Raw genomic sequence first — 22,152 nt, forward strand, 5'->3', positions numbered from 1 at the left:
CTCACATCATCAGCGCGCCAATGGCAACCGCGCCGAACAGGCCTGCCCAGACGCGCCAAAGCACATTGCACGCAGCGTCGATGTCGCTTGGGCCGATGTCGCGGCGCCCTGCGGGGTGGACGAAGGGGAAGTCCTCCATCCGACCATCATAGCTGCGCGGCCCAGCAAGCGCGACGTCTAGCACCGGCGCAATTGCGGCTTCTGGCCAACCGGCATTGGGGGAGCGGTGTAGCCGCGCCTCAGCCATCACGCGGCCCCACGCGGCGCGATCCAGTGCGCGGCCCGAGACCACCATAATTGCAAGTGCGGTCAGGCGCGCGGGCACCCAGTTCATGACATCGTCTAGCCGCGCGGCAGCCCAGCCAAAGTCGCGGTATCGCTCCGTGCGGTAGCCTATCATGCTGTCGGCTGTGTTCACGATTTTGTAGATCAGGATGCCCGGCAGCCCGCCCACAAAGAACCAAAACGCAGGGGCCATGACGCCGTCGCTAAAGTTTTCGGCCGCGCTTTCGATGGCGGCGCGGGTGACGGCGGGTGCGTCCATCGCGGTTACATCGCGCCCGACGATCATGGCGACAGCGCTGCGCCCCTCGGCCAGCCCCGTGCGGAGCCCGTCTGCCACTGCGCGCACATGCTCGATGAGCGAGCGATGGGCCAGCAGGATCGCGGCGCCGATGATTTCGAACACCCAGCCGAGGGGAAGGGCGGCCAGCGCCATCCCCAAAGCGCCCGCGCCAATCACAAGGATTGCCACGGCCAACACACCGGCGCGGCGTTGCGTGGGGGGATGGTTGAGCCGTTGATCAAGCGCGCCGACCGCGCGGCCCATCACGACAGCGGGATGCGGGGCGCGGTTCCACAGCCACCTGGGTTCGCCCAATGCAGCGTCCAGTGCAAGGGCTAGGGCGAGCAGTCCGCTCATGCGTGGGCGTCCGATCCGGGGGCGGCTAGGGCGCGTTCCAAGTGATCCCATTGGGCGGACGTGCCGGGCAGGCCGAGGCGCACCCAACGGCTGGAATAGGGAAAGATCCGGCTCCAGACATGATGCATGGCCAGTCGGTCCTGCCATGCCTTTGCATCGCCCACATCGTACAGGCGAAACAGGGACGTGCCGCCGACAACGGGCGCGTCAATTAGCGCGTCCAGCCGTGCGGCGTCTTGGGCGAGCCTGTCCCGGGTGGCTGCGGCCCAATCGTGATCCTCAAGCGCGACGGCCCCGATGCGCAGGGCTGGCCCCGATACAGCCCACGGTCCGATCATGTCGCGCAGGCGTGCGATGGTCGCGGGCTGTGCAATCGCAAAGCCCAGCCGCATCCCTGCGAGGCCCCAAAATTTGCCAAAACTCTTGAGGACGACAACCCCATCGCGCGTGGCAAGCCCAATCATCGATGCCTCGGGCGTGACGTCGCAAAAGCTTTCATCGATGATGGTGAGCGGGGCGGTGATATCCTCAGCGGACCAGAGCCGCCCGTCGGGATTATTGGGATGCACCAACACGCGGGCCGACGGGGCCTGATCCGTGATCTGCCAGCCATGAGCGCGGAAGGCTGCCGCATGTTCGTTGTAGGTGGGGGCAGGGATGTCGACACGTCCAACCGGGGCCAAGACCGGCATTTGGGCAATAAGCGCAGAGGCGCCGGGGGCTGCCAAAACCTCGGCTGAGGCTGGGACATTCCAGAATGTCCGCGCGGCTTGCGTGAGCCTGTCTTGTGCCGCTGCATCGGGCAGGCAGGCCCAGTCAGCGTATGTTAACTTTTGTATCGGAAACGTTACCGGGTTTATGCCGGTAGAAAGATCCAGCCATGCGTCGCGTGCCCCGCCCCAGCGGGCAACAGCGGCATCAAGACCACCGCCATGATCGCGGGGCGCTTTTGGGCAAGCCGAGGGGGCAGGCGCGAGAGTCATTTTGCGCTCAGGCGTTGGGCAGTGGTGGGATGCGGGTGATGAAGTGGCCCTTTATCGCTTGGGGCCACTGCTTGAACGGGACTTGTCCGCTTTGGCTTTCGGCGTGCAGGGCGGCGTAGGCAACAATCCCCTCGGCAGCTTCCGCCGTGGTTTCGAATTTTCCCAACGTATAGGTCAGCTTACCCGCGGCTTGGAGCGATACGTTGCACCCGTGGCTGCACCCCATAAGGCAGGAATGACGCCGTGTTTCGACACCAGCAACGCCTTCGGCGGCGGCTTCGACAAGTGTGGCCAAAGCCTCACCATCGGTCAGTTCAACCCCATCATTGGCCGCGCGTTCGGCCCAGTCATCGCGTTTGCAAGTGTCGCAAATGGTGATCACGCTCGTCATCAGGCGCTCCCCTTTTCGTGCAGATGTGTGCGTCAATATAGGGCACGCAAGCTGGCGCATGCCCCTTTTGCGACCCTTCAACAGCAATTCGGAACGCTCTGCAAGAAACCGCGCATCGGGGGCTGCGACGTGGCGTTGTTAATCCTCTGTTAGGGTTCGTGGACTAGCCATAAGGCACAGTCACTCAGAACGAGTTCATTAGGTCGATACACCGCAGAAGGGGTAAACGGGCATGCAGGTTCTTATTGTCGAGAGTAACGCGAATTTGGCCGCACTTTGGCAAAGACCGCTGTCGGCTTGGGGGCATGGCGTGACCATCGCGACGGGGCAGTTGGATGCCGTGCGGCACCTGTCCACCCACGATTTTGACGCGATCATTCTAGACCTAAAATTGACCGAAGGCAGCGCCATGGCGGTGGCGGATTTTGCAAATTACCGCCAGCCACAGGCCCATATTATCGCGGTCACCTCGGACCGGTGTTTTTCCGATGGGTCAATCTTTGCCCACCTTGGCAACGCGCGTGTGTTGTTGCCAAGGGCCACCTCGCCCGATGATCTGAGCAAGATGGTCGAATATTACGCGGCCTGAAGCCCGTCACGCCCATGGGGTTCCATCCAGTCGATCTGTGCATTGATCGGAAGGATGCGGTTTGGGTTAATCGTGTCGTGACTATAGTGGTAGTGGCGTACGATATGCTCCATTCCGACGGTCTCTGCGACGCCGGGCACTTGGTACAATTCCCGCGTATAGGCCCACAGGTTGGGGTAATCGACCAGCCGCTTGTGATTGCATTTGAAATGCAGGTGATAGACCGGATCAAACCGTACAAGGGTGGTGAACAGGCGCCAGTCTGCCTCAGTGATTTGATCGCCCGCAAGATAGCGGCGGGTGCCGAGCAGGGCCTCCATCTCATCGAGAGCGGCGAACAAGGTCGTGACGGCATTGTCGTAGGCCCCTTGGGTCGTGGCAAAACCTGATTTGTAGACGCCGTTGTTGATCGGCTCATAGACGCGCTCATTGATCTGATCGATCTCGGAGCGCAGGGCCATCGGATAGAAATCGAGCGTGTTACCCGTGATTTCGTTAAACGCCGTGTTGAACATGCGAATGATCTCAGAGGATTCGTTGCTCACGATGGTTTGGCGCTGTTTGTCCCATAGGATCGGTACGGTTACGCGGCCCGACACGCCGGGGTCCGCGCGGGTATAGATGTCACGCGCAAAGGGCAGCCCATACAGCGTGTCGCCGGTTGCACCATCATCGTCAGTTTCAAACGTCCAACCGTCGGACAACATGTCGGGATGCACCACTGAAATGTCGATGAGATCAGTCAAACCCTTGAGTTTGCGAAAGATCAGCGTGCGGTGCGCCCATGGGCACGCAAGGGAGACATAGAGGTGATAGCGGCCCGCTTCGGCTTTAAATCCGCCTTCACCCGTCGGGCCCGCGCTGCCATCTGCGGTGATCCAATTGCGGAACCCGGCCGTTGAGCGGACGAACTTTCCGCCCGTGGATTTCGTGTCGTACCAAGTGTCATGCCAGACGCCGTCAACCAATTGGCCCATCGTTCATCTCCTTTTGTTGTGTTCCGAATAGACCGCTTGCATTCGCGCATCTAGGTCGCGTTCAGCGCAGGGCCTGCGCGCATACGCACAAACTGGGGGAAAATGAGGCCAAAACCGGCTTTGAATCCCCTTGCGCCCTTGTCACCCGCAGGCTAGGCAGTGGCAGACGACGCCTCGTTTCGGGGCCGGACAGGTGGATCACGGGCCCCGCCGACCCAGACAGGGGGCGGACCGCGACATCGTCATCCCGGCCACGGCAGCGGGGCATGCGAATGATGGAGCGTGCCTTGAGACCTGTTCTTTTCCTTATCCTCTCTGCTTTTGCGGGACCGGCTGCGGCGCACCCTGGTCATATCGCGGACCTTGCTGGCCATGACCATTGGGTTGCGGGTGCTGCGATTGGTGCGGCGATCGGTGCTGCGATCTGGGGGCACCTAAAGGGCAAAAAGGCCGAGGCCAAAGACGAAGAGCCCGAAGATACCGCCGAGGAGGCCACCGCATGAGCACCACTTCTCCCCAGAAAACCGGCGTCATGATTTGTGGGCACGGTTCGCGCTCGCAGTCGGCGGTGGATGAATTCGCGACACTGGCCGAAAAGCTGCCCGCCCACCTGCCCGCTGAGTGGGAGGTTGACTATGGCTATCTTGAGTTCGCCAACCCCGTCATTCGTGACGGTCTTGATGCTCTGCGGGCCAAAGGCTGCACGCGGATTTTGGCGGTGCCGGGTATGTTGTTCGCAGCGATGCATGCCAAAAATGACATCCCCACTGTTCTGAACACATATGCCCAGAAAAACGGGCTACAGGTCAGCTATGGCCGTGAGCTGGGCGTAGACCCCAAGATGGTGTCCGCGGCGGCCGCCCGCATTCGCGAAGTCGCGGGTGATGGTCCTTATCATGACACCTGTCTGGTGGTTATTGGCCGCGGCGCAAGCGATCCTGACGCCAATGGCAACGTCGCCAAAATCGCCCGGCTTTTGCACGAAGGCCTTGGCTTTGGCTGGTGTGAGGTTGGCTATTCCGGCGTGACGTTCCCGCTGGTGGAACCTTGCCTGCAACACGCGGCCAAGCTGGGTTACAAGCGGATCGTCGTGTTCCCGTACTTCCTGTTCTCGGGCATTTTGATCGACCGGATCTATGGCTTCACCGATCAAGTCGCGGCACAGCACCCCGAGATTGAATTCCTCAAGGCCGGTTATTTGGGCGATCACGTGGACGTTCTGCGCACCTTTGCTGAGCGTGTGATTGAACAAGATAGCGCGACCCCACCCCCTAACTGTGGGCTTTGCGCCTACCGTGAGCAGGTGCTTGCGTTGGAGGATGGCCGCCACCACCACATCAAGGCCGAAGACCGCCAGCACCCCGCGTTTGGTGCGGTCCCGCCGTCCACTTGTGTGATGTGCAAATACCGCACCGCCGTGCTGGGTTTTGAGGCTGAGGTGGGGGCTGTCCAAGAAAGCCATCACCACCATGTTGAAGGTCAGGGGGCCAATGCGCCCGGTTCAAACGTGGCGGATTGCAAGCTGTGCGATACGTTCTGCACGGGCATGTGCCGGTTGGAAATGCAGGATGCGCACGCGCATCACCACCATCATGACCACGGACATGGACATGCTCATAACCATGACCACGGGCATCACCATCACGCGGAATACCCGCACGCCAAGCACCCTCATGGGCCCGAAAGCGCGCGCAAACGGGTTAAGTCCTAACTCCGAACACGCGCCTGATTATCTGCGTCCCGTCCGGCTCAACCGCTCCGAGAGGATTTCGCCCTGCGTCCCTACGAAAAAGACCCGAAGGCCATCTATGCGGCCAGCTTTGCCACCGTTCAGGCCGAGGCCAATCTGGACCGGTTCGATAGTGGTATGCAGGCGCTGGTCACGCGGCTGATCCATGCGTGTGGCATGGTTGAGGTTGCCGACCGCATCGCGCATTCCCCAGGTGCCTATTTGGCCGGGCACCGTGCTTTGGCGAATGGCGCGCCGGTTCTGTGCGATTGTGAAATGGTCGGTGCAGGCATTATCCGCCGGTATCTGCCCGCGCAGAATGAGGTCATCGTGACGCTGAATGATCCTAGCGTGCCGGACCGAGCGGCCGCGATCGGCAACACGCGATCTGCTGCCGCGGTTGAGTTGTGGGCCGACCATCTGGAGGGCGCTGTTGTCGCAATCGGCAATGCGCCCACGGCTCTGTTTCACTTGCTTGAACTGTTGGATCAAGGCGCGCCCAAGCCTGCCGTGATCCTCGGGTTTCCGGTGGGGTTTGTCGGCGCGGCGGAATCCAAGGCCGAATTGGCGGAACGGCCCCGGGGCTGTGACTTTGTGGCTCTGCGTGGGCGGCGGGGTGGTTCGGCGACTGCCAGCGCGGCCGTGAATGCCTTGGCCGCTGGGCTGCCGGAACTCAACGCATGAGCGGGCACGTCGAAACGTCCGCACCTTGGTTGCATATCGTTGGCATCGGTGAGGACGGTCTGGACGGGCTGACCCCCGCCACACGCGCCGTGGTTGAGGCCGCAGAAATCCTGATCGGCGGGGATCGTCACCACGCCCTCGCACAGACGACTACGGCCAAGCGCTATGCATGGCCCAGCCCGTTTGATGCCCTGATTGATCTGTTAAAACAGCACGCAAACCAGCGTGTTGTTGTTCTTGCGACAGGAGATCCGCTGTGGTTTTCGGTCGGGGCGCGGATTGGCCGCTCAATCCCTGCAGAGCAGATCACGTACCACCCGCAACTGTCCGCGTTTCAGCTAGCAAGTGCGCGCATGGGCTGGTCGATGGCCGATGTAGAGACGTTGACCGTTCATGGCCGCCCTGTTGAGCAGATGATCGCGTTTATTCAACCCGATCAGCGGCTGATCATTCTGACCACCGGGGCCGCGACGCCGGGCCAGATCGCGCAGTTCCTGACGGAACGCGGATTTGGCGACAGCCCGATGACTGTTTTGGCCAATATGGGCGGCGAAAAAGAGCAGCGTTTTGACGGGATTGCGCGGGAATGGTCCCATGAAGTGCCGCCGTTCAACACCCTCTGTGTCGATTGCCGCGCGGCCCCTGATGCTGCCCTTTTGCCGCGTGTGCCGGGCCTGTCGGACGACATGTTCCAGCACGACGGCACCATGACAAAACAAGAAGTGCGCGCCATTACACTGGCTAAGCTGATGCCGATGCGCGGCGCGCTGTTGTGGGATGTCGGGACGGGCTGCGGGTCCGTCGCGGTGGAATGGATGCGGGCGGCGCGCTACGCCCGCGCTATCGGGATTGAGCCACGTGCGGACCGCCGCGCCATGGCTGCTGCGAATGCATTATCGCTTGGGGTGCCCAAGTTGGAGCTGATTGATGGACAGGTTCCCGAGGCGCTGAATGGGTTGGAAAAACCTGATGCCGTGTTCATCGGTGGGGGCCTGTCGCCCGAGACATTCGCTGCTGCCTTCGCCGCGCTGCGGCCCTTGGGTCGGTTGGTCGCGAACGCCGTGACGCTGGAATCTGAGGCGACGCTGGTCGATCTGCACAAAACCCACGGGGGGCAATTGGTTAAGCTCTCCGTTAACCGCGCTGAACCCGTGGGCCGCCTGACAGGCTGGCGCCCACTGATGCCGGTCACGCAATGGAGCTTGGTAAAGAGATGACGGGACGATTTATTGGTGTGGGCCTGGGTCCGGGTGACCCCGGGCTCATCACGCGCAAGGCTGCGCAATTGATTGAATCGGCTCACGTGATTGCCTACCCAACGCTCGCAGGGGGCGACAGTTTTGCGCGCAGCATTGCTGCCGATTTTATCCGTGCAGAGGCCCGCGAAATCCGTATGGATGTGCCGATGACCCCGGCCCGTGCCCCGGCTCAAGCAGCCTATGACCAAGGAGCCGCCGAAATCGCGGCCGCCCTTGATGCGGGTCAGGATGTCGTATGCCTGTGTGAGGGGGATCCGTTCTTTTACGGTTCTTTCATGTATCTGTATGCGCGGCTCAGTATTAAGTATGACACCGAAATTGTCCCCGGTGTGACCTCGGTCACGGCCTGTGCAGCCCGCGCGGCGATGCCGCTGGTGGCGCGCAACGAAGTGATGACTGTCCTGCCCGGCCCCCTGCCAGAGGCAGAGTTGCGCGCCCATCTTGAGGCCGCAGACACGCTGGTCATCATGAAGGTCGGCCGCCACCTGCCCAAGCTACGCGCGCTGCTGGACGAGGCGGGCCTGACGGACAACGCCACCTATGTGGAACGCGCGACGCTTGGGGCTGAGGTTATCCTGCCCCTTGCGCAAGCGCCGGAAACTGCACCCTATTTCTCCATGATCCTGATCGCGAAAGGCGCCGACCCATGGCTCTAGATCCCATTGTCCTGTGCCTGAACCGGGCCGGCGAACCCACGGCACATCTTATTGCGCAGGCGCTTGGCGCGCCAGTGCATGGCCGCGAAACCCGCGTCGATCAAGCCGACGTGTTTTTTGCGAACGCGTTGGATCATATCCGCACGTTGTTTGCAGCAGGCACGCCCGTGATTGGCGTATGTGCCAGCGGCATTTTGATCCGCGCTGTGGCGCCCTTGTTGGTCGATAAATCTATTGATCCGCCGCTCCTGAGCGTATCGGACGATGGGGCAATCGTGATCCCTCTGCTTGGGGGGCACCGGGGTGCGAACCGCCTTGCCGCAACCATTGGGGATGCCATAGGCGCCACCGCAGCCGTCACAACAGCTGGTGATGTCGCCCTTGGGGTGGCTCTTGATGCGCCGCCCGTGGGCTATTGCCTCGCCAACCCCGAGGACGCCAAAACCGCCATGGCCGCGTTGTTGTCTGGTGATGGAGCAACCTGCCTTGGCGCGCCGTTGTTCGATTTGCCAAAGGGCACTGCGGCCACCATCGAAGTCACCGAAAAGCCCGCCGAAACTGGGCCAGAGCGGTTGGTTTACCACCCGCAGACTTTTGCATTGGGTGTGGGCTGTGCCCGTGATGCGGACCCAGCCGAATTGTGGGACAACGTTCAAGCCGCGATGGCCGAGGCGGACATTGCGCCGGGTGCAATCGCTTCGGTCAACACACTTGACCTAAAGGCTGATGAGCCGGCAATGAACCAGCTTGCCGAGCGTTTGGGTGTCCCGCTTCGGGTTTATTCTGCCGCTGAGTTGGAGGCTGAGGCCCCCCGTCTGGCCAACCCTTCGGACGTCGTATTCGCCGAAGTGGGCTGCCACGGCGTGTCCGAGGGCGCGGCCCTCGCAGCGGCCCCCGATGGCGCGCTTGCGGTTGCCAAGCGCAAGACCGCCAACACGACCTGCGCACTGGTCCGTAACCCTGTGCCCATCACTGAACACGCAGGCCGCTCGCGTGGGCGGCTGTCGATCGTAGGGATCGGTCCGGGGCAAGCCACATGGCGCACGCCCGAGGTATCAAAACTAGTGGCCGACGCCGAAGAACTGGTGGGCTACGGCCTTTATATCGATCTTCTGGGTCCGCTCGGCTATGGCAAGGCTCGCAGTGATTTCCCGCTCGGCGGTGAAGAAGCGCGTTGCCGTTATGCTCTGGAAAAGGCCGCCGAGGGGCGCAACGTGGCACTGGTGTGTTCGGGGGATGCGGGCATCTATGCCATGGGCGCGCTGGTGTTTGAATTGCTCGACCGGGGTGCAGATGAACTGGGCGTAAGCGACGCGGCCAAGCGGGTGGATATCGTCTGCTCACCCGGTGTGTCGGCCCTGCAAGGGGCTGCGGCCCGTGCCGGTGCCCCGCTGGGGCATGATTTCTGCGCGATTTCGCTCAGCGATCTGCTGACCCCGCGTGAAGACATTATCAAACGTCTGCACGCAGCGGCTGAGGGCGATTTTGTCATCGCCTTTTACAACCCCGTGTCGCAACGCCGTCGGACTCTGTTGGCCGAGGCGCGCGATATCCTGTTGCAGCACCGCCCACCGGAAACGCCCGTTATGCTGGCCAGTTCACTTGGTCGTCCCGAGGAATACATCCGCTACCGCCGCCTTGATGCCCTTGAGGTAGACGAGGTCGATATGTTGACTGTTGTTCTCATCGGCTCCAGCCACTCAAAGCTGGCGCATTTGGGCGAGGGGCCGCGCATGTACACGCCACGTGGCTATGCGCGTAAAATCGATGGCGATTTGGCGCAGGCGGCCAAAGAGGGTCAGGGGTGAGCGCGCGCGCTCTCCCATACCGGTACGAAACTGTTTGGGCCGCGCTTTGTCGTGCCGCCTTTCCTTCGCAAGGAACACTACTATGACTGTCTATTTCATTGGCGCAGGCCCTGGCGACCCCGAGCTGCTAACGCTCAAGGCGCAACGTTTGATCCGGGCCTGTCCGGTCTGCCTCTACGCGGGTTCACTTGTGCCTGAGCAGGTCGTGGCAGAGGCGCCAGAGGGCGCGCGGGTGTTGGACACCGCCTCGATGACGCTGGACGAAACCCACGCAGAGATTGTTGCGGCCCATGGCCAAGGCCAAGACGTGGCGCGTGTGCACTCCGGTGATCCATCGCTTTATGGTGCGATCGCAGAGCAAATTCGTCGCCTAAAGGCTGATGGCATTGACTACCAAGTGGTGCCCGGTGTGCCCGCCTACGCCGCGGCCGCGGCCGCCTTGGGACAAGAGCTGACAATCCCTGAGGTTGCTCAGTCGATCATCCTGACGCGGGTGAGCATGAAGTCCACCTCTATGCCGCCCAACGAGACGTTGGAAAACTTTGCGCGCACGGGGGCGACGCTGGCGATCCATCTAGGCATCCGGAACCTGCGGGAGATTGAGCGCGTTTTGACCCCGCATTACGGCGCAGATTGTCCCGTGGTTGTGGCATACCGTGTTGGCTGGCCAGATCAGATGTTTGTAAAGGGCACGATCTCGGACATTCAGCCCAAGATACGCGCCGCCAAGATAACGCGCACCGCACTGATTCTGGTCGGTCCAGCCCTGCGGGAGGTCCAAGATTTCCGCGATAGCGCGCTTTATGACCCGGCGATGCCCCATGTTCTCAGGCCAAAAGCGCGCGCCTGAGGTTTTTCTGCGGGTATTAAACCCGCCCTTAACGAATGGCGTGCCACGGTGGTGTTCATAAGAGAGGACCAACCATGAGCACGCTTATTCAAGACCATTCAAATGTTCACGTCCGTGTGGGGGATGCGTCCCTGCCGGTTTATGCGCTTACTGAAAACGGTCTGGATATGGATATAAAGGACGCCCCGCTTTTGCGGGGTTTTGTTTTGGTTTTCGACGGTGAGCAGTTGTTGTCAGAGGCCTATATCGATGCGGTCGATGAAGCGCGCGGCTTTCTGAGATACGTTTTTGGGCGTGATACCGCCCGCACCTAAATCGGCGCTGGCCCGTAATAGGCGGCCTCCGCACCGGTAATGCGGGCCCACATTTGATCACCCAGAGAAAAGTGCCACCACTCCGTCGGGTTGTTGGCAAAACCCGCCGCATCCATCACCCAAAAGAGCATGCGCCGGTTGTCTCGCGCCTCAATCGCCGAGAAAGACATGACGTCTGAGGCGGTTTCCAAATGTGCGGTGTTCGATATTTCTGTCACATCGTCAAAGACTGAGCCCATGAACAACGCGTCCCCTCCGATCCTGCGCAGCGTCAGGTCCACGGCGGCCCCTGTGGCGTGGGGCGGCGGTGAGGTTGGATCAATCATGCCGCCGGGCGCGCCGCGCGCCCAGTATTTCTCCACTTCCGCCTGAAGGGCGGCACCCTCAAGGCTTGGATCGTGGCGGCGCAGATGGGTAGGCATCCAGTGGTCATGAAAATAGTTTTGCACGGCGATGGGTCGCCACGCATCAAACACCCACAGCTCTAGCCCGTATGGGGCGAGGACCGTGTTGACGGTTTGTAGGCGTTCCGCGAGCGGGGCACGCAGCAACAGATCAGGCACCGAGCCGTCGATTTTGGTGTGATACGGCGGGTTGTGCAGACTGTGGTAGTAGTTCTCGCCCGCGATCCCTGATGCGCGCAAATCCACCATAGCGTCGCGTTGCGCCGGGGCGCTGACGTCCATCGGATGGTCGCGGTAGCCGGGGCGGAGCGCTTCGGCGCGGGCCACGCGCTCCGCAATGGATTGAGTGCGATAGGTGCCAAGAACACCTTGGGTAACAGATTGGATCATGGCGCCTTTTTGCGGCCTTATGACCCTTTCGGCAAGGCTGGACTTGACGGTCTGACGCGGGCGGGCACATAACCGTGCGACCCAATCAGGAGGCTTCCCCATGTCCAGAACCGTCTATGTGAACGGGGCCTATGTGCCCGAAGAAGACGCCAAAATTTCCGTGTTCGACCGGGGGTTTTTGTTCGCGGACGGGGTGTATGAGGTCACGAGTGTACTGGGCGGCAAGCTGATCGACTTTGAGGGGCACGCCAAACGGCTCGAGCGCTCATTGTCTGAGTTGGATATGCCCGCACCCTGCACGATGGACGAATTGTTGGAAATTCACCGCGAATTGGTGCGGGCGAATGGGATCGATGAAGGCTTGGTTTATTTGCAGGTCACGCGCGGGGCAGCAGATCGTGATTTTGCCTATCCGGTAGATGCCGCGCCGTCGTTGGTTTTGTTTACACAGTCCAAGCCCGGATTGGCGGCGAACCCTGTGGCGGAAAAGGGGATCTCGGTCATTTCGATCGAAGATCAACGCTGGGGTCGGCGGGACATTAAGACCGTGCAGCTATTGTACCCGTCGATGGGCAAGATGATGGCCAAGGCTGCGGGTGCAGACGATGCGTGGATGGTCGAGGATGGCGCCGTCACAGAGGGCACGTCTAACAATGCATACATTGTTAAGGGCAACACGATCGTGACCCGCCATTTGGGCAACGAAATTTTGCACGGGATTACCCGCGCCGCTGTACTGCGCATGGCGCAAGAGGCGCAGATGCAGGTAGAGGAGCGGTCCTTTACACTCGAAGAAGCGGCGACTGCGGATGAGGCGTTTGTGACCTCGGCCTCGACGTTTGTGATGCCGGTGGTGTCATTGGATGGGGCGCAAATCGGAACCGGGAAGCCTGGGCCTGTGGCTGCGCGTTTGCGTGAGATCTATCTTGAGGAGAGCCTTGCAAAGGCCATCTAGTGCTGCGCTGGAGGAAGCCTCCGGCGGGAGTATTTTGTGAACAAAGGAGGGGGGCGTCGCGGCCCCCCTTCTTGTTTGCTCAGCCGTCTTTGTTGGTGACGTTTTCTTTGAAGGATGTGTCGAACGCGGCTTGCTGTTCGGCGGTGGCCTCGGTCTGGTGCTTGGCCTTCCATTCGGACATGGGCATGCCGTAGTAGGTTTCGCGCGCGGCGTCTTTGGTCATCTCGATCCCATGTTCTGCGGCGGCCTCTTGGTACCAGCGCGACAGGCAGTTGCGGCAAAAACCTGCGAGGTTCATCATGTCGATGTTTTGTGCGTCTGGACGATCTTCGATCAGGTGCTTGCGGAGCCGGCGGAAGGCGGCGGCTTCGATTTCGATGCGGGTTTGGTCATCCATGGATAGGCTCCTTTAGGGTGGCGCGCGCGTGTTCGAGTAGCGGGGCGAGCCGTATGGCCCATGCCTTTTGTTGCGCGGCTGTTTCGATCAGATCGTTGCGGATTTCGATGAGTGTATGCAGGCGCCCGGTACGCAAACCATGCCGGTGCAATGCATCCTCGGGTAGGTGCCCATGATAGGGTTCATTCACGCCGACGCAAAGGTTTTCCTCGGCGTTTAGGGCAGTGATCAGCGCGCGAGACAGCCTGTCGTCTGTATCGGAAAACAGGACGCTGATTTCCCATGGTCGGGGCGCGCGGCCTTTGAGCTGAGGCGTGAAGGAGTGAATGGCAACGATCGCCGCGTCGGGCGTGGCGTTGATCGTTTGTGCCAGCGTGTCGTGATAGGGGCGGTGATAGAGGGCGAGCCTCCGCTCACGTTCTGCTTCGGTGGCGTGGCGGTTGGCGGGTATGATCGAGCCGTCGTAGAGGCGCATCATAAGCGTTGGGTCGTCCTCCCCTCGGTTGGGATCAATCACCAAGCGCGAATAGGTCGACAACACGGCAGGCGCGTTTAGATGCACAGCCAAGTGGCGGGTAACACCGGCGGCCCCCACATCGTAGGCGATATGCCGCCCCATGTCTGTTTCGGGCAGGCCGAGGCAGCCGATTTCTTCGGGGATACGGTTGCTTGCATGGTCACACGTGATAACCCACCGGGCAGTCGCCGGACCGGGAAGCGTTTCGTAAGGCGGGGAGAGGGCTCTTGTCATAGGGCTGATATAAAGGTCTTCTATGGCGGTGACCAGTTGTGCCTGACCCAGACTTCGGGCATTAAAGCGGTAATGTTTGCGCTAACATTTTGATGTGTTGGCCGTGGATGAGACGAAATTAGAAGGAACGAGCAGAATGCGCCGGCATCGGAATGTGAAAATCGTGGCTACTTTGGGGCCCGCATCCAACGACTATCAGACGATTAAGGCGTTGTTTGAGGCGGGCGCGGATGTGTTCCGCCTGAACATGAGCCATGGTGATCATTCTGAGATCCGGGCGCGCCACGCGATGATCCGAGATCTGGAGCGTGATACCGGCCGGCCCATCGCGATCCTTGCGGATTTGCAGGGGCCAAAGCTGCGGTGCGGTGTGTTTGCAGGCGATAGCGCCGAGATTGAAGCCGGTGCGCCGTTTCGATTTGATCTGAGCGATGCGCCCGGCGATGCGACCCGTGTTCAGCTGCCCCACCCCGAGATTTTTGAAGCCCTTCGTCCTGGTGCCACGTTGCTGGTGAACGACGGCAAACTGCGGCTTACGGTTGATGATTGCGGGCCCGATTTCGCACAATGCACTGTTGTGATCGGCGGTACGATTTCGAACCGCAAGGGTGTGAACGTGCCTGATGTGGTACTGCCCTTGGCTGCGTTGTCCGAAAAAGACCGCAGCGATCTTGAGTTCGTATGTGAGTTGGGCGTCGATTGGTTGGCGCTGTCGTTCGTGCAACGCGCGGCCGACGTGGATGAAGCGCGCGACTTGGCGAAAGGCCGGGCCGCACTGCTGTCGAAGATCGAAAAGCCCGCCGCCGTAGAAGCATTTGAAGAAATCCTTGCCGCGTCTGACGGCATCATGGTGGCGCGCGGTGATCTTGGCGTTGAACTGCCGGTGCAGGCCGTGCCCCCGATTCAAAAACGCCTTGTGCGTCGCTGTCGGAGCGCGGCAAAGCCCGTGATCGTTGCGACCCAGATGCTGGAGAGTATGATCGACAGCCCCATGCCCACGCGGGCCGAGGTGTCGGATGTGGCGCAGGCCATCTATGAGGGCGCGGACGCCATTATGCTGAGCGCGGAATCTGCCGCAGGATCGTACCCGCTAGAGGCAGTCAGCACGATGAACAACGTGGCTGTTGAGGTTGAAAGCGACCCAACCTACCGCGAGATTATTGAGGCGAGCCGCACCGCCACGCGCACCACAACGGCCGACGGGATCGTGGCCGCGGCGCGTGAAATCGCGGAAACCACCGACATCAAGGCGATCTGTTGCTTCACGCACTCGGGTACGACGGCGGTTAAGGTGGCTCGTGAACGGCCGCGCGTGCCGATCATCGCGTTGACCCCATTCGCCAACAGCGCCCGGCGCATTTGCCTGACGTGGGGCGTGCACACCGTCATCAGCCATGAGGTCGAGCGGTTCAAGCTGGCGGTTGTATCAGCGGTGCGGGCCGCAAAAACGGCGGGCTTTGCAGAGGAGCAGGATCAGGTCGTCGTGACCGCCGGGATCCCGTTCAACCAAGTCGGTTCGACCAACATTCTGCGCGTCGCGCCTTGTGACGAAAAGCTGATCTACGCAGGCGAGGGTGACTGAGCTACCGCCCATCGGTGACCCGGGACTGTTCATCGTTTTGATGACGGTGCTGATGGCGCTGGGGGCATCAAGCGTCATGTCCGGCTGGGCCGAGCGTCGGTTTCCGTGGCTTGGCGTGTTGGTCACGATCGTCGCCTCATGCGGGTTTGCATGGGTCGGATCGCAAGAGGGAATCGCGCTGGACACGATCCCGGTGGCCTTTGTGGAAATCCTTGCGCGATTGATCCGGTAGGATCGTGCGCATTGGGCTTGCCAAACCTTCTGTGTCTCCGTAAAGGAGGCGTTCTAATCCGCGAGACCGGCGCAAGTGGCATGCCGAGTCGCGCGGCAACACGTATCCGATAGGAGACCGAAATGCCCAAGATGAAGACGAAATCGAGCGCCAAAAAGCGCTTCAAGATGACCGCCTCCGGGAAGGTCAAAGCTGGTCAGGCAGGCAAACGCCACGGCATGATCAAGCGCACCACCAAATTCATCCGTGACGCCCGTGGCACCACGACCCTGTCCGCTCCTGACGCACGTATCGTCAAGAGCTACATGCCCTACGACCGCTAAGCAGGAGTTCGAGATATGAGCCGCGTTACATCTGGTAAAGTCACCCACGCCCGTCACAAGAAGGTCATCAAGGCCGCCAAAGGTTATTACGGTCGCCGTAAGAACGCCTTTCGGACTGCTACGCAGGCGGTCGACAAAGCGAACCAATACGCCACACGCGACCGTAAGAATCGCAAGCGCAATTTCCGCGCGCTGTGGATCCAGCGGATCAACGCCGCTGTTCGTTCGCACGACGAGAGCCTGACATACTCCAAGTTCATCAACGGTCTGGCGAAAGCTGGCATCGAAGTTGACCGGAAAGTACTGGCCGACCTCGCCGTTCACGAGCCCGACGCGTTCGGTGCGGTTGTGGACCAAGCGAAAGCTGCATTGGCCTAAGCCGATCTAGTAATAGTTTTTAAAAGGCCCCCGCGGAAACGTGGGGGCCTTTTTGTTTTGTCCAGTTTGAGCAAGACATACGGACAGGACGAGCGTAGGTGTGATACACGGGGCGTCGATCATAACTGATACTCAGTTCTAGGTTCGGGACGCGCCGATCTGAAAGGAGTGACGATCATCACCGATCTCTCTCAAATAATTTATGTATCTCAGCCCTTCGGATATGATGCAGCCATTCTCAGCAATATTCTGCTCGATGCCCGCCGCTGTAACGAACGCGATGGTGTCACGGGCGCTTTGGTCTGCCGTCATGATATTTTCTTACAGCTGCTTGAAGGTCCCACCGCAGAGGTTGAGGCAACCTATGCCCGCATCCTCCGTGATGATCGGCATGTGAGCCCCCGCAAACTGGTCTCTCGGTCGATTTCACGCAGGATGTTTGCGGATTGGGCGATGCTGCATGATCCGGCCAAATCCCTCATTTGGTCCCGACAAGAGATAGCTGATGGAGCGCTGGATAGGGCGACGCCATCCGATGTCATCAAAGTGTTCGAAGCTTTGGCGGAGAATGTGGAGCGGGCAGCAGACACTTAGAAAGCCCTTCAAGCTCTTGTTTCAGGCGACTTTGGCTGGGGCATACGGAATCCACATTCGACTAGCTTCAAAAAAAGCTCCCGCACGGATGCAGGCGCTTTCTCGGTGATCAAGCGCGCTGATGCGGTGACTAAAAGTCGAAAATCTCGCTCAAGAAGCTGTCGCGTTTTTTCTTTCTGGGGCGCTCTTCATAGCCTTGGTTGTAGCCACGTGGTGGCCGAGGGCTGGCGGTGGCTGCGGCGGGGATGCTGCGTTCGATGATTTTGTCTAACTCGCCGCCATCAAGCCACACGCCACGACACTGCGGGCAATAGTCAATTTCGACCCCATTGCGATCTGACATCATGAGTCGAGTACCGTCTACTGGGCATTGCATAGCGTCTAAGTCTTTTCCAGATTTAGGGTTTGGAGTGGCCTGCAGAATGGCATCAGCGAAACCAATATGCGTGCGATAGGGTGGCTAAATCCCTGTGAGTGTTAGGTGCATGTGCAGCTCAGTGGTGGGAGCATTCTGAACGCGGCGCGTCCCCGACCCTTGCGCCTAACCTTCATCCCCGGTAGCACGCTCATCAGCCAATCCGGAGACGTCTGATGCAAGAGTTGCGCGACACATACCTGACCCAAATCGCGGCCGCCGCCGATGAAGCCGCGCTGGAGGCCATCCGCCTCGCCGCTGTCGGCAAAAAGGGCGAGATCGCTCTGAAAATGCGCGAACTGGGTAAGATGACAGCTGAGGAACGGCAAGTTGCCGGGCCCGCGCTCAACGCTCTCAAGAATGAGGTCAACTCGGCCATCGCTGCCAAGAAGGCCGCTTTGGCGGATGCCGCGCTCGATGAGCGTTTGCGCAGCGAATGGCTGGATGTGACGTTGCCGGCGCGCCACGCACGTCAGGGTTCGATCCACCCGATCAGCCAAGTGACCGAAGAGGTCACCGCGATTTTTGCTGACATGGGGTTCTCTGTGGCCGAAGGGCCGCAGGTCGAGACCGATTGGTATAACTTTGACGCCCTGAATATTCCCGGCCACCACCCTGCGCGCGCCGAGATGGACACGTTCTACATGGCGCGTGCGGAGGGTGATGACCGCCCACCCCATGTGCTGCGCACCCACACCAGCCCCGTACAAATCCGCTCGATGGAGAAACAGGGCGCGCCCATTCGGGTGATTTGCCCCGGTCGCGTGTATCGCGCCGACTACGACCAAACCCACACGCCGATGTTCCATCAGGTTGAGGGTTTGGCGATTGATACCGACATCTCGATGGCGAACCTAAAATGGTGCCTTGAAGAGTTCGTGAAGGCCTTCTTTGAGGTGGATGATGTTGAGCTGCGCTTCCGCGCCTCGCATTTCCCCTTCACCGAACCGTCGGCTGAGGTGGATATCCGGTGTTCATGGGAAGGTGGCCAGTTGAAGGTGGGTGAGGGCGATGATTGGCTCGAAATCCTCGGCTCTGGCATGGTCCACCCCAAGGTGCTGCAGGCCGGTGGGATCGACCCGAGCGTCTATCAGGGTTTTGCATTTGGTGTCGGCATTGACCGGATTGCGATGTTGAAATACGGCATTCCCGACCTGCGCGCGTTCTTTGATAGCGACCTGCGGTGGTTGCGGAACTATGGGTTTGCATCGCTGGATGCGCCCAGTCTGCACGCGGGCCTTAGCCGCTAAGGTGACACGCGCCGCCTGACGCCTATGTCTATGGGCATCAGGACAAGGGGTGGGAAATGAAGCTGCGCGGATGGTTGGTCACTGGGTTGGTCGTTTGCATCGTGTTAGCGCACGTGGCTTTGTGGCGCTCTGGGATGGACACCTCGACCAAGCTGGCCTTCACCGTTTTGAACACCATCGGTTGGACCATCGTCCTTGCGCCTATCTTGCTGGTGGACAAATGGCTCGATGCCAAGCGTGGACATAACCAAGACCGTGATTGATGGCCAGCAAGGGGCGGTCAATCAGACAATTTCCACCGCCCAAGCGGCGCGTTTGTGCAGCAGGTCTTTCCCCTGTGCGGCCAATGGGCTAAGCACGCCGCGACTTGGCTTAAATTCATAAGGCACGCCCCATGAAATTCACGCTCTCGTGGCTTAAAAGCCACCTCGACACCAATGCCACTCTGGATGAGATCGTTTACGCGCTCACGGACCTTGGGCTTGAAGTGGAGGGCGTTGAGGATCGCGGCGCCAAGCTGGCTGATTTTACCATCGGCAAAGTGATTTCAGCCGAAAAGCATCCCGATGCGGATCGCCTGCGCGTGTGTCAGGTCGAAACGGACGAAGGTCTAAAGCAGATCATCTGCGGCGCGCCCAACGCGCGTGAGGGCATCACGGTCGTGGTCGCCAAGCCCGGGGTTTATGTGCCCGGCATTGATATCACGATCGGCGTGGGCAAAATCCGCGGGATCGAGAGCTTTGGCATGATGGCCTCCGAGCGGGAGATGGAGCTGAGCGATGAGCACGATGGCATCATCGAGCTGCCCTCCGGTGACGTGGGTGATCGGTTTGTTGATTGGCTCGCAGCGAATGATCCGGCCAAAGTTGATCCCGTCATTGAGATTGCAATCACGCCGAACCGCCCAGATGCACTGGGTGTGCGCGGGATTGCCCGTGACCTTGCGGCCCGTGGTCTTGGTACGATGATCGCACGCGATGTGACGCCTGTGGCTGCGACGTTTGCTGCTGACATGGCCGTTAGCATTGATGACGATACGCTCGATGGCTGTCCGCTGTTTACGGGCCGTCTGATCCGGGGCGTGAAAAATGGCCCTTCGCCGGAGTGGTTGCAGGATATGCTGCGCGCCATCGGCCTACGCCCGATTAACTTCCTCGTCGATGTGACGAACTTTTTCACCTACGATCTGAACCGCCCACTGCACGTGTTCGATGCAGATAAAGTCGCGGGCAACCTGCGGGTGCATCGCGCTGCGGGCGGCGAAGAGATCGTTGCGCTGGACGACAAAACCTACACGCTGCAATCTGGCCAAATGGTCATCTCGGATGACAACGCGGCCGAAAGCATTGCCGGCGTTATGGGCGGCGCAGCCACCGGTTGCTCGGACGAAACGGTTAACGTGTTCGTCGAAAGCGCCTATTGGGATCCGGTGCAAATCGCCTACACGGGGCGCGCGCTCAAGATCAATTCGGATGCACGCTATCGGTTTGAGCGTGGGATTGACCCGGCCTTTACGGCTGAGGGTCTTGAGCATGCGGTGCGGATGATTGTGGATCACGCGGGTGGTGAAGTGTCTGAGGTGATCAGCGCGGGCGCGGTGCCGGATGTGGCGCGCGCCTACAAGCTGGATACCGATCGTGTGCAAAGCCTCGTGGGGATGGAAATCCCCGCTGAAACGCAGCGCGCGACATTGGAAGCCCTTGGCTTTGTGCTGGAAGGTGACATGGCCCATGTCCCATCGTGGCGGCCTGATGTTCGGGGCGAAGCGGACCTTGTGGAAGAGGTGGCGCGGATCGCGTCGCTTACGAAACTTGTGGGCAAGCCGATGTCGCGGGTGGCGGGTGTGCCCAAGCCGGTCCTGACGCCAATGCAGCTGCGCGAGCGCGCGGCGCGGCGGACGATCGCGGCGCTTGGGTATAACGAATGTGTCACCTACAGCTTTATCGACGCGGATGCGGCCAAGGTGTTTGAGGGCGGCACAGACGCGACGAAGCTAGAAAATCCGATCAGTTCTGAGATGAGCCATCTACGCCCTGCGCTGTTGCCCGGGCTGTTGCAGGCTGCGGCGCGCAACCAAGCACGCGGCTATATGGATTTGGCTTTGTTCGAAGTGGGCGCTGCGTTCCAAGGTGGTGAGCCCGGTGAGCAGCACGTATTGGCAACCGGGCTTTTGGTTGGCCATTCCGGCCCCAAAGACCTGCGTGGAGAGCGGCGCGGCGTTGATGTGTTTGACGCGAAAGCGGACGCCGAAGCTGTTCTAAGTGCGATTGGTGCCCCTGCCAAAGTGCAAATCCTGCGCGGTGCGCCCTCGTGGTGGCATCCGGGACGCTCGGGTAAGATGTGTCTTGGCCCGAAAAAGGTCATGGCGGAGTTCGGTGAAATCCACCCCAAAGTGCTAGATGCGCTGGATGTGAAGGGGCCTGCGGTCGGCTTTACCGTATACCTCGCAGAGCCGCCTTTCCCTAAAGCGAAATCCACGACGCGTCCTGCGTTGAAGCTGCGTGACTTGCAGGCGGTGGAGCGTGATTTCGCGTTCGTGGTAGATGCTGAGGTTGAGGCGCTGACGCTCGTGAATGCGGCTGCTGGTGCTGATAAGGCTCTGATCGAAGACGTTCGCGTGTTCGATGAATTCATCGGTGGCGCGTTGGGTGAGGGTAAGAAATCCCTTGCAGTAACTGTGCGCTTGCAGCCCACAGATGCGACCTTGACGGAAAAAGATATCGAGGCCGTGTCGGAGAGGGTGATCGCAAAGGTATCCAAGGCGACTGGAGGCGTGCTGCGCGGCTGATGTCTGGTTCTGGCTGATGGGGGAGGTGCCTCCGGCGGGGATATTTGTGAACCAAAGAAGCGGAGGAAGTTTAAGATGACGTTGAAGGTTTATTTGTCGGGCGAAATTCATACCGATTGGCGCGAGCAGATCACGGAAGGGGCTGCTGCGTTGGATGTGACGTTTGAGAGCCCGGTGACGGATCACGATGCAAGCGACGATTGCGGTGTCGCGGTTTTGGGTGCGGAGCCGAACAAGTATTGGCACGATCATAAGGGCGCGATGGTTAATGCGATCCGGACCCGCAAGGGTATTTCGGATGCCGATGTCGTCGTTGTGCGGTTTGGTGAGAAATACAAGCAGTGGAACGCCGCGTTTGATGCAGGGTATGCCGCAGCGTTGGGGAAATCACTGATCATTCTGCACGGGGCGGAACATCAGCACCCTCTGAAAGAGGTGGATGCCGCGGCGCTTGCGGTGTGTGAAGAGCCGCGGCAAGTGGTCGAAATCTTGAACTACGTGTTAACTGGAAAGTTGCCCGGTTAACGTGGC

At 60.3% G+C, this 22,152-nt stretch carries 27 protein-coding genes; 19 read left to right on the plus strand and 8 right to left on the minus strand.

Translation table 11 applies throughout. The annotated features are described in order from the left end of the window. Position 1: 1 nt before the first annotated feature. The 3 genes from cbiB to THS5294_RS15455 are packed head-to-tail and all read right to left on the minus strand — an operon-like array spanning position 2 to position 2,296. Entirely contained in the window at positions 2–922 is a 921-nt protein-coding gene (gene cbiB, locus THS5294_RS15445) for an adenosylcobinamide-phosphate synthase CbiB (RefSeq protein ID WP_058124446.1), read from the minus strand. Beyond that, positions 919–1,905 carry a threonine-phosphate decarboxylase gene (locus THS5294_RS15450; RefSeq protein WP_058124447.1) on the minus strand — a complete coding sequence of 329 codons (987 nt, stop codon included), beginning with the start codon at positions 1,903–1,905 and terminating at the stop codon, positions 919–921. Before THS5294_RS15450 ends, cbiB begins: the two co-directional genes overlap by 4 nt. A gap of 7 nt (positions 1,906–1,912) precedes the next feature. Further along, the gene (locus THS5294_RS15455; RefSeq protein ID WP_058124448.1) at positions 1,913–2,296 is read right to left on the minus strand and encodes a DUF1636 family protein; all 384 of its coding nucleotides are present in this window, start codon (positions 2,294–2,296) and stop codon (positions 1,913–1,915) included. A gap of 232 nt (positions 2,297–2,528) precedes the next feature. Between THS5294_RS15455 and THS5294_RS15460 the strand changes: the two genes are divergently transcribed. Further along, positions 2,529–2,885: a response regulator gene (locus THS5294_RS15460; protein ID WP_058124449.1), complete on the plus strand. Its 357-nt coding sequence runs from the start codon at positions 2,529–2,531 to the stop codon at positions 2,883–2,885. Here THS5294_RS15460 and THS5294_RS15465 read toward each other — a convergent pair. Continuing rightward, positions 2,873–3,862 carry a glutathione S-transferase family protein gene (locus THS5294_RS15465; RefSeq protein ID WP_058124450.1) on the minus strand — a complete coding sequence of 330 codons (990 nt, stop codon included), beginning with the start codon at positions 3,860–3,862 and terminating at the stop codon, positions 2,873–2,875. The two genes, THS5294_RS15460 and THS5294_RS15465, sit on opposite strands and share 13 nt — an antisense overlap. Before the next feature lie 287 nt (positions 3,863–4,149). Between THS5294_RS15465 and THS5294_RS15470 the strand changes: the two genes are divergently transcribed. From THS5294_RS15470 to THS5294_RS15505, 8 genes are all read left to right on the plus strand, one after another. Further along, positions 4,150–4,365: a DUF6732 family protein gene (locus THS5294_RS15470; RefSeq protein ID WP_233486501.1), complete on the plus strand. Its 216-nt coding sequence runs from the start codon at positions 4,150–4,152 to the stop codon at positions 4,363–4,365. After that, the gene (locus THS5294_RS15475; RefSeq protein WP_058124451.1) at positions 4,362–5,573 is read left to right on the plus strand and encodes a sirohydrochlorin chelatase; all 1,212 of its coding nucleotides are present in this window, start codon (positions 4,362–4,364) and stop codon (positions 5,571–5,573) included. The genes THS5294_RS15470 and THS5294_RS15475 overlap by 4 nt, the downstream gene beginning before the upstream one ends. 63 nt (positions 5,574–5,636) lie before the next feature. Then, the gene (locus tag THS5294_RS15480; protein ID WP_058124452.1) at positions 5,637–6,275 is read left to right on the plus strand and encodes a precorrin-8X methylmutase; all 639 of its coding nucleotides are present in this window, start codon (positions 5,637–5,639) and stop codon (positions 6,273–6,275) included. After that, positions 6,272–7,492 (plus strand): bifunctional cobalt-precorrin-7 (C(5))-methyltransferase/cobalt-precorrin-6B (C(15))-methyltransferase, encoded by a 1,221-nt coding sequence (locus THS5294_RS15485; RefSeq protein ID WP_058124453.1) that lies wholly within the window; start codon positions 6,272–6,274, stop codon positions 7,490–7,492. The genes THS5294_RS15480 and THS5294_RS15485 overlap by 4 nt, the downstream gene beginning before the upstream one ends. Continuing rightward, a complete protein-coding gene (gene cobI, locus THS5294_RS15490; RefSeq protein WP_058124454.1) occupies positions 7,489–8,190 on the plus strand; it encodes a precorrin-2 C(20)-methyltransferase in 702 nt (233 codons plus the stop codon). Before THS5294_RS15485 ends, cobI begins: the two co-directional genes overlap by 4 nt. Beyond that, positions 8,181–9,998, plus strand: a complete 1,818-nt coding sequence (gene cobJ / locus THS5294_RS15495) for a precorrin-3B C(17)-methyltransferase (protein ID WP_058124455.1) — start codon at positions 8,181–8,183, stop codon at positions 9,996–9,998. The genes cobI and cobJ overlap by 10 nt, the downstream gene beginning before the upstream one ends. An 82-nt stretch (positions 9,999–10,080) precedes the next feature. Further along, positions 10,081–10,848, plus strand: a complete 768-nt coding sequence (gene cobM, locus THS5294_RS15500) for a precorrin-4 C(11)-methyltransferase (RefSeq protein ID WP_038004328.1) — start codon at positions 10,081–10,083, stop codon at positions 10,846–10,848. Positions 10,849–10,922: 74 nt separating this feature from the next. Continuing rightward, the gene (locus THS5294_RS15505) at positions 10,923–11,162 is read left to right on the plus strand and encodes a hypothetical protein (RefSeq protein ID WP_038004329.1); all 240 of its coding nucleotides are present in this window, start codon (positions 10,923–10,925) and stop codon (positions 11,160–11,162) included. On the opposite strand, the gene THS5294_RS15510 is transcribed toward THS5294_RS15505, so the two are convergent. Continuing rightward, complete coding sequence (locus THS5294_RS15510) at positions 11,159–11,956, minus strand: M15 family metallopeptidase (RefSeq protein ID WP_058124456.1); 798 nt, start codon at positions 11,954–11,956, stop codon at positions 11,159–11,161. The genes THS5294_RS15505 and THS5294_RS15510 overlap by 4 nt on opposite strands. Before the next feature lie 100 nt (positions 11,957–12,056). On the opposite strand from THS5294_RS15510, the gene THS5294_RS15515 reads away from it, so the two are divergent. Next, a complete protein-coding gene (locus tag THS5294_RS15515; RefSeq protein WP_058124457.1) occupies positions 12,057–12,911 on the plus strand; it encodes a D-amino-acid transaminase in 855 nt (284 codons plus the stop codon). Positions 12,912–12,990: 79 nt separating this feature from the next. Here THS5294_RS15515 and THS5294_RS15520 read toward each other — a convergent pair whose 3' ends face one another. Further along, complete coding sequence (locus THS5294_RS15520) at positions 12,991–13,308, minus strand: DUF1244 domain-containing protein (RefSeq protein WP_058124458.1); 318 nt, start codon at positions 13,306–13,308, stop codon at positions 12,991–12,993. Continuing rightward, complete coding sequence (locus THS5294_RS15525) at positions 13,301–14,059, minus strand: N-formylglutamate amidohydrolase (protein WP_058124459.1); 759 nt, start codon at positions 14,057–14,059, stop codon at positions 13,301–13,303. Before THS5294_RS15525 ends, THS5294_RS15520 begins: the two co-directional genes overlap by 8 nt. Positions 14,060–14,195: 136 nt before the next feature. Between THS5294_RS15525 and pyk the strand changes: the two genes are divergently transcribed. From pyk to THS5294_RS15550, 5 genes are all read left to right on the plus strand, one after another. After that, entirely contained in the window at positions 14,196–15,641 is a 1,446-nt protein-coding gene (gene pyk / locus THS5294_RS15530; RefSeq protein WP_038004335.1) for a pyruvate kinase, read from the plus strand. Then, the gene (locus tag THS5294_RS15535) at positions 15,634–15,873 is read left to right on the plus strand and encodes a hypothetical protein (protein ID WP_058124460.1); all 240 of its coding nucleotides are present in this window, start codon (positions 15,634–15,636) and stop codon (positions 15,871–15,873) included. Before pyk ends, THS5294_RS15535 begins: the two co-directional genes overlap by 8 nt. A 122-nt stretch (positions 15,874–15,995) precedes the next feature. Beyond that, positions 15,996–16,196 (plus strand): 50S ribosomal protein L35, encoded by a 201-nt coding sequence (rpmI, locus tag THS5294_RS15540; protein WP_038004338.1) that lies wholly within the window; start codon positions 15,996–15,998, stop codon positions 16,194–16,196. 15 nt (positions 16,197–16,211) lie between these two features. Further along, positions 16,212–16,574 carry a 50S ribosomal protein L20 gene (gene rplT / locus THS5294_RS15545; RefSeq protein WP_038004340.1) on the plus strand — a complete coding sequence of 121 codons (363 nt, stop codon included), beginning with the start codon at positions 16,212–16,214 and terminating at the stop codon, positions 16,572–16,574. A gap of 168 nt (positions 16,575–16,742) precedes the next feature. Then, positions 16,743–17,168 (plus strand): BLUF domain-containing protein, encoded by a 426-nt coding sequence (locus tag THS5294_RS15550; protein WP_233486502.1) that lies wholly within the window; start codon positions 16,743–16,745, stop codon positions 17,166–17,168. A 130-nt stretch (positions 17,169–17,298) separates the two neighbouring features. Here THS5294_RS15550 and THS5294_RS15555 read toward each other — a convergent pair whose 3' ends face one another. Then, on the minus strand, positions 17,299–17,544 hold the full coding sequence (locus THS5294_RS15555; RefSeq protein ID WP_058124461.1) for a TFIIB-type zinc ribbon-containing protein: 246 nt from the start codon (positions 17,542–17,544) through the stop codon (positions 17,299–17,301). A gap of 215 nt (positions 17,545–17,759) precedes the next feature. Here THS5294_RS15555 and pheS point away from each other — a divergent pair, with 215 nt between their 5' ends. The 4 genes from pheS (at position 17,760) to THS5294_RS15575 (ending at position 22,146) form a co-directional block, all read left to right on the plus strand. Continuing rightward, complete coding sequence (gene pheS, locus THS5294_RS15560; RefSeq protein ID WP_038004344.1) at positions 17,760–18,833, plus strand: phenylalanine--tRNA ligase subunit alpha; 1,074 nt, start codon at positions 17,760–17,762, stop codon at positions 18,831–18,833. 56 nt (positions 18,834–18,889) lie between these two features. Then, positions 18,890–19,096, plus strand: a complete 207-nt coding sequence (locus tag THS5294_RS15565; RefSeq protein ID WP_058124462.1) for a hypothetical protein — start codon at positions 18,890–18,892, stop codon at positions 19,094–19,096. A 131-nt stretch (positions 19,097–19,227) separates the two neighbouring features. Then, the gene (gene pheT / locus THS5294_RS15570; RefSeq protein ID WP_058124463.1) at positions 19,228–21,621 is read left to right on the plus strand and encodes a phenylalanine--tRNA ligase subunit beta; all 2,394 of its coding nucleotides are present in this window, start codon (positions 19,228–19,230) and stop codon (positions 21,619–21,621) included. A 75-nt stretch (positions 21,622–21,696) separates the two neighbouring features. Next, the gene (locus THS5294_RS15575) at positions 21,697–22,146 is read left to right on the plus strand and encodes a YtoQ family protein (RefSeq protein ID WP_058124464.1); all 450 of its coding nucleotides are present in this window, start codon (positions 21,697–21,699) and stop codon (positions 22,144–22,146) included. The last annotated feature ends 6 nt before the right edge of the window (positions 22,147–22,152 follow it).

It is taken from the genome of Thalassobacter stenotrophicus (genome assembly GCF_001458315.1).
Lineage (GTDB): Bacteria > Pseudomonadota > Alphaproteobacteria > Rhodobacterales > Rhodobacteraceae > Thalassobacter > Thalassobacter stenotrophicus.

Bases quoted from the DNA above. Each gene is read 5' to 3' on its own strand.
- cbiB (WP_058124446.1), bottom strand. From the start codon at position 922: ATGAGCGGACTGCTCGCCCTAGCCCTTGCACTGGACGCTGCATTGGGC.
- THS5294_RS15450 (WP_058124447.1), bottom strand. From the start codon at position 1,905: ATGACTCTCGCGCCTGCCCCCTCGGCTTGCCCAAAAGCGCCCCGCGAT.
- THS5294_RS15455 (WP_058124448.1), bottom strand. From the start codon at position 2,296: ATGACGAGCGTGATCACCATTTGCGACACTTGCAAACGCGATGACTGG.
- THS5294_RS15460 (WP_058124449.1), top strand. From the start codon at position 2,529: ATGCAGGTTCTTATTGTCGAGAGTAACGCGAATTTGGCCGCACTTTGG.
- THS5294_RS15465 (WP_058124450.1), bottom strand. From the start codon at position 3,862: ATGGGCCAATTGGTTGACGGCGTCTGGCATGACACTTGGTACGACACG.
- THS5294_RS15475 (WP_058124451.1), top strand. From the start codon at position 4,362: ATGAGCACCACTTCTCCCCAGAAAACCGGCGTCATGATTTGTGGGCAC.
- THS5294_RS15485 (WP_058124453.1), top strand. From the start codon at position 6,272: ATGAGCGGGCACGTCGAAACGTCCGCACCTTGGTTGCATATCGTTGGC.
- cobI (WP_058124454.1), top strand. From the start codon at position 7,489: ATGACGGGACGATTTATTGGTGTGGGCCTGGGTCCGGGTGACCCCGGG.
- cobJ (WP_058124455.1), top strand. From the start codon at position 8,181: ATGGCTCTAGATCCCATTGTCCTGTGCCTGAACCGGGCCGGCGAACCC.
- cobM (WP_038004328.1), top strand. From the start codon at position 10,081: ATGACTGTCTATTTCATTGGCGCAGGCCCTGGCGACCCCGAGCTGCTA.
- THS5294_RS15505 (WP_038004329.1), top strand. From the start codon at position 10,923: ATGAGCACGCTTATTCAAGACCATTCAAATGTTCACGTCCGTGTGGGG.
- THS5294_RS15510 (WP_058124456.1), bottom strand. From the start codon at position 11,956: ATGATCCAATCTGTTACCCAAGGTGTTCTTGGCACCTATCGCACTCAA.
- THS5294_RS15515 (WP_058124457.1), top strand. From the start codon at position 12,057: ATGTCCAGAACCGTCTATGTGAACGGGGCCTATGTGCCCGAAGAAGAC.
- THS5294_RS15520 (WP_058124458.1), bottom strand. From the start codon at position 13,308: ATGGATGACCAAACCCGCATCGAAATCGAAGCCGCCGCCTTCCGCCGG.
- THS5294_RS15525 (WP_058124459.1), bottom strand. From the start codon at position 14,059: ATGACAAGAGCCCTCTCCCCGCCTTACGAAACGCTTCCCGGTCCGGCG.
- pyk (WP_038004335.1), top strand. From the start codon at position 14,196: ATGCGCCGGCATCGGAATGTGAAAATCGTGGCTACTTTGGGGCCCGCA.
- rpmI (WP_038004338.1), top strand. From the start codon at position 15,996: ATGCCCAAGATGAAGACGAAATCGAGCGCCAAAAAGCGCTTCAAGATG.
- rplT (WP_038004340.1), top strand. From the start codon at position 16,212: ATGAGCCGCGTTACATCTGGTAAAGTCACCCACGCCCGTCACAAGAAG.
- THS5294_RS15555 (WP_058124461.1), bottom strand. From the start codon at position 17,544: ATGCAATGCCCAGTAGACGGTACTCGACTCATGATGTCAGATCGCAAT.
- pheS (WP_038004344.1), top strand. From the start codon at position 17,760: ATGCAAGAGTTGCGCGACACATACCTGACCCAAATCGCGGCCGCCGCC.
- THS5294_RS15565 (WP_058124462.1), top strand. From the start codon at position 18,890: ATGAAGCTGCGCGGATGGTTGGTCACTGGGTTGGTCGTTTGCATCGTG.
- pheT (WP_058124463.1), top strand. From the start codon at position 19,228: ATGAAATTCACGCTCTCGTGGCTTAAAAGCCACCTCGACACCAATGCC.
- THS5294_RS15575 (WP_058124464.1), top strand. From the start codon at position 21,697: ATGACGTTGAAGGTTTATTTGTCGGGCGAAATTCATACCGATTGGCGC.